Source organism: Mucilaginibacter gossypiicola, from assembly GCF_900110105.1.
Taxonomy (GTDB): Bacteria; Bacteroidota; Bacteroidia; order Sphingobacteriales; family Sphingobacteriaceae; genus Mucilaginibacter; species Mucilaginibacter gossypiicola.
Window position 1 is genome coordinate 536,656 of record NZ_FOCL01000003.1, and the last position, 14,089, is coordinate 550,744.

Consider the following 14,089-nt stretch of genomic DNA (forward strand, 5'->3'; position numbering starts at 1 on the left):
GGTTTAATATTAATTAACCTACAATCGTTTTCAGATCGGCAGGCGAATAGTTGATAGATTTCAATGTTTTATGATCAGAAGTGCGGTACACCAGGTACAAACCATCTATCTCTTTATAATATGCATCTGTATTGGCAGTAGCTTTATAATGTTCGATGGTTTTTTCGGCCTCCTCAACTGTCTTACAAGCCTTACTCATATTTGAGCGGTGTACCTCATCAAACAGCTCTTTAAATTTTGAGCCTAAACCAAATTCAAGCACAGCACCCGACAATACATACTGCAGGTCACAAAGAGCATCGGCTACTTCAACCATATTATTATCGTTAACAGCCTGCTGCAGTTCTTTTAACTCTTCTGCAATAAGTTCAATACGCAAATCGCAGCGTGCTTTTGAAGGCATTGCAGGTTTTTCAACAATTGGATGCTTAAAAGTGGTATGAAATTCGGCTACCTGAGTTAATGCGCTTAAATCTTTGATCATGTTGTTTTAGGGCGATAAATAAACGGTAAAGTTATAAATTAAACTAAAAGGCTTTCAAAAATTAATGTAAGCTATATAAAATACAATGTTATAAATCATAAAATAAATAAGCACGCGCTAATTAATAACACTGATTATCAGTTTATAAAAACTTAACATATCCAACATTTGTTAACATAAACATAATATTAAAAACACACTATATTAACCTAACTTTGCATCGCGAAAGAAAAAACCCCGCTTCAATTGATTTAATCCATTCACATGAAAAACATAAAAGATAAGGCCGCTACCAAACAAGCCCGCAAAGCTCTTAAAAAACAATTAAAAGAAAAATTAGTAGTTCAGATTGAAGCCCTGGTGAGTGAATTTGGCCCTGACATCAGCAAAGCAAAGAAAGCTATTGACAAAGCCGCTAAAAACCTGGCAAAAACATTAGCAGTTAAATTAAGCCCCGTAGTACACGCCGCTCCTGCTGAACCGAAAGTTAAAAAAGAGAAAAAAGCAGCCGAAGCAGCTGCCCCTGAAAAGGTAAAAGTGAGCAAAAAAGCTAAAATTGCCGAAACTGAAAAAGCCTTATAATTAAAAACCTTCGTCTAAAAAACGACATTTAGTTTATTTTTTAAATCCATAAAAGCCAATTATTAAAGATATAAACGCTTTAATAATTGGCTTTTTTAGTTTAATTTAAAATACACATAAAAAAACCCATAAAACGAAACAATATTTCATATAAAAATCAAAAAACATAATTTTAAAATAGAAAAATCCCAATAAAACATAGTAAATATTGATAATAGTTTAATAATTATTAACTTACATTAAATTAACAGCATCAATAAAGCTTTACCAACCGTTTTATGAAGAAATTTTTACCACTTACCTTTATTTTGCTAACCATGTCATCCCTCCTGGCATTAGCACAAAAGAAAACTATTACCGGAACCGTTACCGATGCTGCAAACAGTGCTCCCATGCCCGGCGTATCGGTACATATTAAAGGGAGTAACTTAGGCACCAGCACCAACGCAAAAGGGGCGTATAGCATTTCGGCGGCAGCTACCGATGAATTGGTGATAAGTTACACAGGCTATAAAACACTTACCGTAGGTATTAACGGGCGCAGTAAAATTGATGTTACCATGGTAGGTGATGTGGCCCAACTAAACGAAGTGGTATTAATAGGTACACGCTCGGCAGGACGTGTAAAGCTGGAAACAGCTGTTCCGGTTGATATTGTTAATGTAGGCAAAGCAGCTTCTGTAACCGGGCGAATGGATATTACCGACATTCTTAATTATTCGGCCCCTTCCTTTAATTATAATAAACAATCCGGCTCTGATGGTGCCGACCACGTTGAATTGGGTACATTACGCGGCCTGGGGCCAGATCAAACATTGGTTTTGGTAAATGGCAAACGCCGTCACTCCACAGCGTTCGTTTCGGTATTTGGTACACGTGGGCGCGGTAATTCGGGTGTCGATCTGAGCTCTATCCCAACCGCCTCTATCGACAGGATCGAGATCCTTCGTGACGGCGCTTCGGCCCAATACGGTTCTGATGCTATAGCGGGTGTTATCAACCTTGTGCTAAAGAAAACCACCGGTGTATTTAACGCAAATGTTGGCTACTCCGGTTACTACGATCCTGCCTTTAACAGCGGCAAAAGCGTTGTCGCCTCGCAATATCCGCATGGAGGCGCCATAGATGGCAACGGCATTACTATTGACGCCAACTATGGTTTAGCCCTCGGTAAAAATGGCGGTTTCATTAATTTCACAGGCGATTATGCTAAAAACGGCAAAACCTTCCGCCAAACGCATGATACCACCACTTCAAACCCTAAAGCGCTTCCTATAAACCCTTACAGGCGGGCCAACGGCGATGGGTCGGCCGAGAGCGGTACTTTCTTCTTCAATCATGAGTCGCCGCTTGCCGGCACCCGCACAACTTTGTACAGTTTTGGAGGTTACAGTTACAAGGCATCTGACGATTATGCTTTTACCCGTAATTTCTCCGGCAGACCAGAAAGGTTCCCCACCGATAACAGCGGCAACATAATTCCCGTTAGCGGCATTATTTTTAATACTCCCGACGGCGAATCTTATTATAACCCCATTATCCGAACACACAACACCGATATCGCGGTTGCGGTAGGTGCCAAAGGCACTTTAGGTGATGCATGGGACTGGGATCTGAGCAACAACATAGGCAATAACAAATTCCACTTTTTTGGTTATAAAACATTTAATGCCTCATTAGGAGCCGACAAAACCAATTTTGATGATGGCGGATCAGAGTTTTTACAGAACACAAGCAACCTAAACATCAACAAGCATTTCGGCAATGTAATGCAGGGGCTTAACCTTGGTTTCGGTGGTGAATATCGTTACGAGCGCTACAAGATCTTTTCGGGCGAGGAGGCTTCGTATAAGAACTATGACCCAACCGGGGTAAAAGCAGCCGGCGCGCAGGGCTTCCCTGGTTATCAACCCAGCGACGCGGTAAGTGCCCATCGCTCGGTTGAAGGCGTGTACGTTGACCTTGAAGGCGACATCACCAAACAATGGCTGGTTGATTTTGCCAACCGGTACGAGCATTACAGCGATTTTGGCTCAAACTTTAATACTAAACTGGCCACGCGCTATAAAATCACCGATAATTTTAATATCCGCGGCTCGTTGGGAACAGGTTTCCGTGCGCCATCGTTACAACAGATCAATTATAGTTCAACTTTTACCAACGTACAGGGAACAGTAATATCCGAAGTTAAGATAGCGCCAAACTACAGCCCTATCACTAAGGCGGCAGGCATCCCTAACCTTAAGCAGGAAAAATCAAAAAATGCAGGACTGGGCTTTACCTTTAAACCAGTGCCGGAATTAAGCTTTACTGTTGATGGTTATTATATCAAAGTTACCGACCGCGTAGTGCTTTCGGGCCAGTTCAGTGCCGATGACGCTACACTTGACCCTACATTTACCAATGCCTTAAAAAATCTGCATGTAAGCTCCGCCCAGTTTTTTGCCAATGCTGTAAATACAACCAATAAAGGTTTAGACGTAGTTATCGACTATAACAAAACCATTGGTGCTAACAGGTTCAGGGTGCTGTTTACAGGCAATTTCCAAACCATGAAAATTGACAAGGTAAATTACCCGCCCATACTTGGAACCACAGCCGCTCTGCGCGAAACCTTCCTGAGCGAACGTGAAAAGAAATTTATCCTGGCATCGGCCCCGCCACAAAAGCTCAGTCTGAACCCTGAGTTCAGCCATAAAAACTTTACGGTAGGTACTCGTTTTACCTACTTTGGTAAAGTTGTAATTGACGGCTACGGCGATGGTACAACCCTTACACCTACTGTGCCTACCGATGATGGCTCGGCACAACTACCCGACCAGTACATTTATAGCGGGAAGGTTGTAAGCGACCTGTATTTTGCTTATAGAGTGGCCAAATCTGTTCGTTTATCTATCGGTGCCGACAACATTTTCAATGTACACCCCGATCTTGCTTATGTAAAAGGGGCAAAAGGCTACGCCTTCAACAACGAACCATCGGGCCCGTTTGATGCCGTGCAAATGGGACAAAACGGCCGCCGCTTTTTCGCGAGGGTAGGCTTTACATTTTAAACTATTAACTAACGGATTTTATAGCTTAAGCTGCCCCGATTTTGCGGGGCGGCCTTTTTTATTTTAGGGATAATCTATAAATATGAAAAGCATTGTAACTTTATCCGCCAATAAAACTCTAAACTTGCAAACTGTTAAAACATGTTAAACAAGCGCAAATTTTAAGTTTTCCAACTTCTTTAACATAGCATTGCAAATAAAACAATGCCTGCACGAAATCCGCATATGCCCCATACCGACGAGCAGTTGTTGCAACTGATGGCCCGCGATAACCGCGATGCCTTTACCGAGCTGTATAACAGGTATTGGGATAAAACCTTTGCGGTAGCTTACCATCGTTTGGATGATGAGCACGAGGCCGAAGAAGTGGTTCAGGAAGTGTTTTTAAGTATCTGGCAACGCCGGGCAAGCCTTAAATTAACTCATACCGTAGCTACCTACCTATCGGTGGCAGTCAAATACAAGGTAATCAACCATCTTGATCGTCAGTACAGGAAACAGCAGCATTTGGATGAGCTTGCTTTTACCTCAACCCAAACAGAGGATAGCACTATTCAATGGCTGGAGGAAAAAGAATTACGCGAACGGCTTGATCACAGCATCAGCCAGCTGCCCGAAAAGTGCCGGATTGTATTCCTGCTCAGCCGCGATGACAATAAAACCTATGCAGAAATTGCTGCTGAACTGGGCATCTCACAAAAAACTGTTGAAGCACATATGTCAAAGGCTTTAGGTTCGCTCAGGCAGTCGCTTGGTGTTTCCTTACCGGTGCTAATTTTACTTCTTAGTTAACGCACACTTCAATTTTTAACATAGTGAAGCGCAATACACCCTGATTCTAAAACTTTTGATTCTATTAGCTTTAAACTTAAATTCTCTTTCAGACCGGCAGCTTCCAGCAGACCTCTCCCCTCGCCTACAATTACAGGATGTATTACATAGTGGAACTCATCAACCAGGCCAAGTTCAATAAGCTGCAAAGGTAGATTTACACCTCCTATCGAAATATTGCCACCCGGTTGCTGTTTTAATTTTCGGATCTCATCGCCAAGGTTTGCGTGGGTAATCGTTGTATTTCTATCGTCAGCAATGGTTAATGTCCGCGAAAAAACAAGTTTTTGAATACTATCAAATGCCTGTGCAAATTCCCTTTCTTCTTTGGTTGAGTTAGGATTCTTTGCAGCATCGGGCCAATAAGGAACCATAAGTTCGTAGGTTTTACGCCCGTATACAATCAGGTCTACACCATCCATAAGCCGGGTAAAATACTCTAATATATCCTTGCCCCCTCCAAATTTGGTATGGTCGCAGCATCCGTCTAAGCTCAGGTTAATACCGTAGATTACTTTTCTCATTTGATCAGGTTTTAGTTAGGTTGTCCTAAAAATAAGTATTTCCGGGTTGATACGGCTACTTCGTGTTATTTCTATTACTTACCCTATTCACTCTTCAAGCTTTTCACGGGGTTATTGGTAGCCGCCTTAAGGGCTTGGAAGCTGATGGTCACCAATGCGATCAGAGTAACAATTCCGGTTGCGAAGACAAATACCCACCAGCTGATTGATGTTCGATAAGCGAAATCCTGCAGCCACGTATGCATTGCATACCAGGCTACCGGGAAAGCTATCACCGATGCCAGCAGCACCAGTTTCAGGAAATCTCCGGATAACATCAGTACTACATTTGCAACGGAAGCGCCCAACACCTTCCTTATGCCTATCTCTTTGGTGCGGCGTTCGGCAGTATACATCGCCAAACCAAATAATCCCAGGCAGGCTACAATAACAGACAGCACAGTGAACACGCTGAATACTTTACCCATGGTTTGATCGGTACGGTACAATTCGTCATATTGCTGATCCAGAAAATGATAGTCTAAAGGATATTCCGGCATAAAACTTTTCCAAACTGACCGGATCCTGGCAATGGCACCGGCATAATCACCCGGACGCAATTTGACCGCGATATACGATGAATGCGTTAGATAATTTCCGGACTTGGTATAGAACAGCGCCCATGGCGTGATCTGATCATGTAAGGAAAGCGGGTTAAAATCCTGCGTAATGCCGATCACTTCAAAGCGCTTATCGCCCCCGCCATGATAAGCGATGTGCTGGCCAATGGGATTTTTCCAGCCAGCAAGCTTTACAGCGGCTTCATTGAGGATTACCGATGCCGAGTCATTATAGGCTTTCGAAAAATTACGCCCCGCGATGAGACGCAGCTTAAATGTAGGTACAAACGCCTCATCCACCATGTAAGAAGACAGATCCAGTGTCTTTTCAGCAGATGAAGGATTATTGGCATCCATTTCGGGTTTGTACTCATCTTCAAAATATTTTTGCGATGCCGGCAGGTTAGTGCTCATCGTGGCACCGGCTACCCCGGGCAATTTTAAGATCTCCTGCCTAAAGTCTTCTTCTTTGTTGCCCAGCCATTCGGCATCACCGATTACCAGTACGTTTTCTTTGTTATAGCCAAGATCTTTAGACTGATTATATCTGAGTTGCTTATACACAACCATGGTACAGATGATCATCACTGCCGACACTGCAAATTGAAAAATTACCAGCACATTACGCGTTGAAAAACCGGCCTTAGATGTTTTGCCGTCGGTGTTGCCTTTCAGTACAGTAACCGGTTTGAACGCAGTCAAAAAAAACGCAGGATAACTACCTGCAAATAAAGCCGTAAGCAGGGTGAGCAATAGCATTCCACCCCAAACACGCACATCACATAATGCGCCGAGCGGTATAGATTTGGACGCGAGCCTGTTAAAAGCCGGTAAAACGCAAACTACCAGGATTGTAGCCACAATCCCCGCCAGTACGGTATAAACAAGTGCTTCTGAAAGAAATTGCCAGATCAATTGCCCCCTTTCGGAGCCAAGCACTTTGCGGATACCTACCTCGCGTGCACGTTTGGCGGACTGTGCGGTAGCCAGGTTCATAAAATTGAAGCAAGCAAGCAAAATAATAAATAAGGCTATGGCCGAGAATATGTACAGGTACTTGATATCACCCTGGACAAAATAACGGTTACCAATCTGTGCGGAATAAAAATGCATGTCAGTGAGCGGCTGAAGTAATACTTCGTACTTGTTCCCCTTCTTCAGGTACTCGTCGAACGGTGTGCCTATGCGGCGAAAGGCGGTAGCTGCCTGCACCCGTACCATCTCGGGAAAACGCGAAACCAGTTTTTGGACATTGGCGGCGGTATTGGGCACATTTGGCCGCAGTTTAACAAAAGTGCCCGTTTGCAGCCAAACCCAGCTCCAGCTATAGCGTTTAATTGCCGGCATAGCCAGATTACATTGCAGCATATCAAATTGCAATGATGATCGTGCCGGCAGATCTTTCAGGACAGCTGTAACGGTGAATGGCACGTCGTAGCCGTCAATAACCATGCTTTTACCAATCGGATCTGCATCACCAAAATACCTTTTTGCGCCACTTTCAGTGAGTACGACTGCGCCGGGCCCATTAAGGCAACTGGCGGCATTACCCTTCAACAAGGGGTAGCTGAAAAATTGCAGAAAGTTAGAGTCAACTGACAAGCATTTTTTGTCGATAAGCGCTTCACGATGCCCGTTGCGGTCAAAATGAACCACCTGATCGCCGGGCTGGTAAATACGCGTATAGCTTTCAATCTCCGAAAAACCGGCTTGCAGGGCCGCTCCCACCGGCGGCGGTGTATGTGCAGCGATGAATTCATTATTACCGTCTTTCTCATGAATGTTTACACGGTAGATCCGTTCGGCATTTTTAAAAAACCGGTCATAACCTAATTCGTCCCTGATATACAAACCGATCAGCAGTACGCAGGCCAGGCCGATGGCCAGGCTACTGATATTGATAATGGACATACCGCTGTTTCGGCTAAGGCTGCGGTAGGCGATCTTAAAATAATTACGGATCATAATATTGCGTTTGGTGGCTTCGAAAACCCCAACCAGCGGGCTTTCCTGACGCAATATTACCGGACGTAAGCCCGACGGAGTAGCCAGCTTATCATTTGGCCACTCTTTTTTCAGGCTGTTTTTGTATTCAACCGGGCTTTTGCCAGTCAGCTCTTTAAAAACGCGGGTGAACGTGCGCTGGGAATTAAAACCAGACTCATAGGCGATACCCAACAGGGTGAACCGGTCATAAGCCGGATCACGCATTTTCCGCGCAACCTCCCTAACGCGAAAACCATTGATAAGGTCATTAAAGTTCTTCTGTAAACCATTATTGATGATCCGGGATAGTTCATGCGGATGGAGACCTAATTTAACAGCCAGCGACGTCAGGGTCAACTCAGCATCCTCATACAAACGGCCGGCAGCCACCGCCTCTTTCAGGCGCCGGGCTTTTTCCCTTTCATTCATGTTACCTGTAGTCAGCTGTACATTTACAGCTGTTTTCAATATTGCTGCTACCGCCATCCCCATCATCACCGGGGCAATGGCCAAACAAAAAATTCCGTTAATGATGCCAGGCAGGCAAAGCAATCCCAGTAATAGCAATACTTTTTCCAATCTCCGGAATGCAAATCGTGGCCTATCCATGAGCACGGGCTGTAAACTTTGATAAAATTGCCGGATTAAGCGGTGCGACAGATATAGATACATGAGAACCGGGATCAAAACCAACCAGCCTGGCATCCAATAGCCTGCCAATAAAGGGGAAAAATGCAGCCCATCCTGCCAGTGCCATGAATTATCCCGCGAGATAAGCTCACGTACGTACAAATAAAGCAACGGCCCAAAGGCCAATAAAACAGCCGGGGGTAGCCCGGCTACATGTAATAAAAGAACAATCAACGCCAGGCTCAGTAACCGGTTAGCATTGGGGTTATCTCTCCGGGCGAACCATAACAGTAAGGCCAGCGTAATCCCGCTCACCAGCAGCGTTAAGCGCGCCAATTGATAGGGAGCAATATGAAAAAGAGTGGTATCCAAATGGGTTTATTGCTTCAATCGTTGATCCAAAATACTAAATTATTGATAACCAAAAAGATATAGTAAATTTAATAATTCAAGTGTAATGTAACCGAACGAATAGCCGTTCGTTTTTAGATTTCACTCTTTAAAAATCAATTAAGTATTACCCGGGTTTATAAAACGAGAGCTAACACGCTACATCAATTTCGCTTCGGCTTAAACAGAAAATTCAACATTAAATATTTTTCATTTTGCACTAAGGGTATCTGCTCTCATCACTGACTATATGTGCAAAAGGTTGAAAGATCAGTCACAATGGAAAACACTACCTATAACGTAAAGGAGCTTGCTCATAAGTTAATGCAGGGCACCATCAGTCCGGACGAAAAAATCTGGCTCGATGCCTGGTATGCCAATTTTAGCGATGAGGAAGTTTTGCTATCGGCCTCAAAATACCAAAACCCTGAGCAGCTGCAGGAAAGTATTTTGAATAAGATAACCGCGCAAATGGGAACACCGGGGAAACCCGCGCGTAAGGTAATTACCTTATGGCGAAGCATAGCTGCTGCAGCGGCTGTGGTATTGCTGGTTACATTTGCTGCGCTTTACAAAAACGAGGTATTGGAAGTTATTGATCCTGCCAAACAGGTTGAACTGGTTACGGCCCCAGGCAAACACCGGCAAATCAGCCTGCCCGATGGCACCCGGATCTGGCTTAGTCCCGGCAGCCACATTAGCTACCCGGATAAGTTCAGGACCAAAGAAAGATTGGTAAAACTGGAAGGTGAAGCGTTTTTTGATGTGGTACATGATGAAGATCATCCTTTCGTGATCCAATCGGGGCAACTTAAAACCGTGGTACTGGGTACCAGCTTTAACGTTAAAGCCTACCCTGATCAAATCATATCCGAAGTGACCGTTATCAGCGGAAAAGTGGCCGTACAGGCGCATGATTTGCCTAAAAGCAAGCAGGCCGTCATGGTGCTTAACCAGCGTGCCGTTTATAACAAAACCGACAGATCGTTGATTAAAGAAAATTATCCCAACGCTTCAAAATTCCTGTCGCAACGTACCGGCTTGTTCAGTTATGATGGTTCGTCGCTGCAAACCGTTGCCGATGACCTGGCCAACCAATACGGTATTAGCCTGAGGCTTGCCCCGGGTATTGCTCAAAAAGGATTTTACGGGCATATCAACACCAATGAGCAGGTAGATAAAACGCTCAATAAACTTTGCGCGGTAATGGACCTGCGTTGGAACAGGGTTGATAATGAATATTACCTGCAACCCTTACCACTCAACAATTAACCTTTTTATTTTAAAACATCTCCCCAAAAGGAAAAACCAAATCAACAATTTAAAGCATTTATGAAAACTAACAGACCGGCATGGCTCCCCATGCTGATTTGCGAAATAACGCGAATACCCCTCCGAACGGCATTTTGCATATTGTTACTTTTAACGATAGCACAAAACAAAGCGCATGCCCAGGGCCCTTTAGATAAGCCCGTTACTATAACTATAAACAACGAGCCCCTTAAACAGGCTTTAGATAAAATAACAGCCGCCAGTGGTGTAAGGTTTACTTATAATGAAACGGTTGCTAAAAGCACCGCAAAAATCAGCCTTAGCGCTCAAAACCAGCCATTGGGCGATGTATTGAAGAAGGCCCTTGCCCCGCATCCGTTTAGTTTCACCGTGCTCGATAACGAGGTACTTATCAAATACGATGCGAGTAAAGCAAAAAAGCAGGTAGCCGCTCCGGCAGACGGAAAATACACCGTAAGCGGCACCATTAAATCAAAACAAACCGGCGAAACGATCATTGGTGCAAATATCCGGGTTTCAGGCGCAAACACAGGCACATCGAGTAATGAGTACGGTTTTTATTCGCTTACCCTGCCTGCCGGCAATCATGAACTTTCGATAAGTGCTATGGGGCAAAAAACTGTTGTAATGCCCATATCACTTAATGCTAACCTTAAGCTGGATATTGCCCTCGAAGACAATTCCCAACTGTTACAGGAAGTAACCATCAAAGCTGCCCCCGCCGGGGCCCGCGACCTGGCCAGCCCGCAGATGGGGGTTGAACACCTCAGCATACAGGAAACCAAAAACATCCCGGTGCTGCTTGGCGAACGCGATGTGATCAAAACCATTCAATTGCTGCCCGGGATCAAATCGGCAGGAGAAGGCAGCGGCGGATTTTTTGTACGCGGCGGAGCAACTGATCAAAACCTAATCCTGCTTGATGAAGCACCGGTATACAACGCATCACACTTGCTGGGTTTCTTCTCTACCTTTAATTCCGATGCTATCAAAAACATGAATATTTACAAGGGCGATATGCCTGCGCAATATGGTGGCCGGTTATCGTCGGTTTTGGATGTTAAAATGAATGATGGCAACAACCAAAAATTTGGAGTAAGCGGCGGCATTGGTCTTATTGCAGCCAGGGTAAATGTGGAGGGCCCTATTCAAAAGGGCAAATCATCTTTCCTGATCTCGGCCCGACGAACATATGCAGATGCATTTTTAAAACTATCAAAAGATAGTATTGCTAAAAACAGCCAACTTTACTTTTATGACCTTAATGCCAAGGCTAACTATGTTTTAGGAGATAAAGACCGCTTATTTATTTCGGGATATTTTGGCAAGGATGTGCTTAAAGCAGCCGATATAGCAGGCATTAACTGGGGCAATACCACTGCTACCCTGCGCTGGAACCACATTTTTAATAGCCAGCTTTTTTCAAACACCTCTCTTATTTACAGTAACTACGATTACAAGCTTAACATTAAGCAGGACGTAAACGAATACAATATCTATTCGCAGATCCGCGACTTCAACTTTAAGGAAGACATGCAATGGTATGCCGGCGACAAAAACACCATCAGTTTTGGCGTTAACAGCATTTACCATACCATTAAGCCAGGCGAAATTTCGGCCACGGGTAACTCTGGGGTTATATCACAAAGCCTGCAAAACAGGTATGCCCTTGAAAACGCGGCTTATGTTAGCAATACCTGGAAAGCAACAGATCGCTTTACCTTAACATACGGCGTACGCCTTTCGGCATTTACCATACTGGGTTCGGGTGATTATTATGATATTGATGCTGACGGGAACATCATCGGCTCAAAACATTACACACCGGGGCAGGAGGTTAAAACCTATGTTAACCTGGAGCCCCGTGTTGCCGCAGCATTTCAGCTAAACGACGTAAGCTCCATTAAAGCTTCATACGCCCGCAACGCACAAAACCTGCATTTGATTTCCAACTCAAACTCCGGTTCGCCAACGGATAAATGGGTAGCAAGTACCAATATTATCAAACCAGAACTGGCAGACCAGTTCTCTGTAGGGTACTACAAAGATTTCAACGAACACAATTATGAATTTACGGTTGAAAGCTATTACAAAAAGCTACAAAACCAGATAGATTACCGCAACGGCGCCAACGTATTTACCAATCAGCCTATCGAAACGCAATTGCTTTACGGCAAGGGCCGCGCATATGGCGCCGAGTTTTTGCTGAAAAAGAAAACCGGCAGGCTTAGCGGTTGGATCAGTTATACGCTGTCAAAATCTGAAAGGATGATTGATGGTATCAACAATAACCAATGGTACAACGCCAGGCAAGACCGCACACATGATATAGCCATTGTTGCCATGTACAAAGCCAGCGATAAATGGACATTCTCGGCCAATTTCGTGTATTACACCGGCGATGCAGTAACCTTCCCGAGCGGTAAATACCAGGTTAACGGCGTAACTTATTATTACTACACCAACCGCAATGCCGACAGGATGCCCGCTTATCACCGCCTGGACCTGGGTGCTACCAAACAGCTCAAAAAAACCGCAAAATTTCAGTCCGATCTGACATTCAGTCTTTATAATGCTTACGGCAACCCTAACGCCTACCGTATATTTTTCCGCGATAACAAGACTGATGCAAGCCGTACCGAAGCCGTGCGTACCACTTTATTCACCTTTGTACCTTCGGTTACCTATAACTTTAAATTTTAAGCCGATGAAAAACACTATAAAATATATAACCATTACCCTGTTTGCAGCGGCCCTAAGCAGTTGCGAAAAGGCCATCGACCTTAAACTGAAAGACACCACGCCGCAATACGTAGTTGAGGGCGTATTGACCGACGCAGCCGGCGGTTGCAAAGTATTGCTAAGCCAAACCAAAAACTTTACTGACAATAATGATTTCAACGGCATAAGCGGCGCAACCGTTACCATGGCCGATGATAACAACAACGTTTACCCACTTACTGCCACCAGCACCGGCGTTTACCAAAACAGCACTTTAACAGGTATTCCCGGTCATACTTATCAACTTAATGTGAATATTGACGGTAAAACATTTACTTCAAGTTGCCTGATGCTCCCTGCTGTTCCGTTAGATAGCATTTATTTAGTTAAAGATGAACTTGTAAATAATAAGGATGGCACTACGCGTAAATACGTTACCGTAAAATACAATGACCCTGCAGCAGTTAAAAACTATTACCGCTTTGTACAATACGTAAACGGCCGCAAAGAAGAAACAATTATGCTGGAAGATGATGAATTTACTAACGGGCAGGTAGTAAACAACAACCTCCGGTTCAGCAATGATAATGATAACCCTGCGCGCGACATCCGCCCCGGCAATGAGGTAACCATTGAAATGATGAGCATTGACCAGGCTGTTTATAAATATTTTTACAGCCTCAGCAACAGTGCCAATGGCGATGGCAATAACGCCGCTCCGGCCAACCCGCTAACCAATATCAAGGGCGGTGCACTCGGATATTTTAGTGTGCATACGGTAGTAAAGAAGACGTTAATAGCACCGTAAGCCCGCGGCCCCCTTAATGGGGAGCTAAGACACATTCTTATTATCATGTCATTGCGAGCGTAGCGTGGCAATCGCACGGATCCAAAGCGGTTCTGTATAGCATGCGATTGCCACGCTACGCTTGCAATGACATTTTTTTTCTTTATCAATAAGACCTACTCAACTGCAGCGCATTTGCTATCGCCTGC

9 protein-coding genes are annotated in these 14,089 nt (G+C 44.3%); 6 read left to right on the top strand and 3 right to left on the bottom strand.

Features of this window, described 5'->3' with window-relative positions:
• Positions 1-13 precede the first annotated feature (13 nt).
• Positions 14-484 (bottom strand): pyrophosphohydrolase domain-containing protein, encoded by a 471-nt coding sequence (locus BMX50_RS12105; RefSeq protein ID WP_208864690.1) that lies wholly within the window; start codon positions 482-484, stop codon positions 14-16.
• A 264-nt stretch (positions 485-748) separates the two neighbouring features.
• Here BMX50_RS12105 and BMX50_RS12110 point away from each other — a divergent pair, with 264 nt between their 5' ends.
• The 3 genes from BMX50_RS12110 to BMX50_RS12120 all read left to right on the top strand — a co-directional run bounded on the left by BMX50_RS12110 (position 749) and on the right by BMX50_RS12120 (position 4,911).
• Complete coding sequence (locus tag BMX50_RS12110) at positions 749-1,066, top strand: hypothetical protein (protein ID WP_091210780.1); 318 nt, start codon at positions 749-751, stop codon at positions 1,064-1,066.
• Positions 1,067-1,344: 278 nt separating this feature from the next.
• Complete coding sequence (locus BMX50_RS12115; protein ID WP_091210781.1) at positions 1,345-4,119, top strand: TonB-dependent receptor; 2,775 nt, start codon at positions 1,345-1,347, stop codon at positions 4,117-4,119.
• A 204-nt stretch (positions 4,120-4,323) separates the two neighbouring features.
• Entirely contained in the window at positions 4,324-4,911 is a 588-nt protein-coding gene (locus tag BMX50_RS12120; protein ID WP_091210782.1) for an RNA polymerase sigma-70 factor, read from the top strand.
• Positions 4,912-4,919: 8 nt separating this feature from the next.
• Here the strand turns inward: BMX50_RS12120 and BMX50_RS12125 are convergent, their stop codons facing one another.
• Together BMX50_RS12125 and BMX50_RS12130 are read right to left on the bottom strand one after the other, a co-directional pair.
• On the bottom strand, positions 4,920-5,474 hold the full coding sequence (locus BMX50_RS12125) for a dihydrofolate reductase family protein (RefSeq protein WP_091210783.1): 555 nt from the start codon (positions 5,472-5,474) through the stop codon (positions 4,920-4,922).
• A gap of 83 nt (positions 5,475-5,557) precedes the next feature.
• Positions 5,558-9,061 (bottom strand): ABC transporter permease, encoded by a 3,504-nt coding sequence (locus BMX50_RS12130; RefSeq protein WP_091210784.1) that lies wholly within the window; start codon positions 9,059-9,061, stop codon positions 5,558-5,560.
• Between the two features lie 297 nt (positions 9,062-9,358).
• On the opposite strand from BMX50_RS12130, the gene BMX50_RS12135 reads away from it, so the two are divergent.
• Genes BMX50_RS12135 through BMX50_RS12145 form a run of 3 tightly spaced genes read left to right on the top strand, consistent with a single transcriptional unit; the run spans position 9,359 to position 13,901 of the window.
• Entirely contained in the window at positions 9,359-10,351 is a 993-nt protein-coding gene (locus BMX50_RS12135) for a FecR family protein (protein WP_143065153.1), read from the top strand.
• Between the two features lie 60 nt (positions 10,352-10,411).
• A complete protein-coding gene (locus BMX50_RS12140) occupies positions 10,412-13,075 on the top strand; it encodes a TonB-dependent receptor (protein WP_244280955.1) in 2,664 nt (887 codons plus the stop codon).
• A 4-nt stretch (positions 13,076-13,079) separates the two neighbouring features.
• Positions 13,080-13,901 (top strand): DUF4249 domain-containing protein, encoded by an 822-nt coding sequence (locus tag BMX50_RS12145; protein WP_091210786.1) that lies wholly within the window; start codon positions 13,080-13,082, stop codon positions 13,899-13,901.
• Positions 13,902-14,089: the final 188 nt, after the last annotated feature.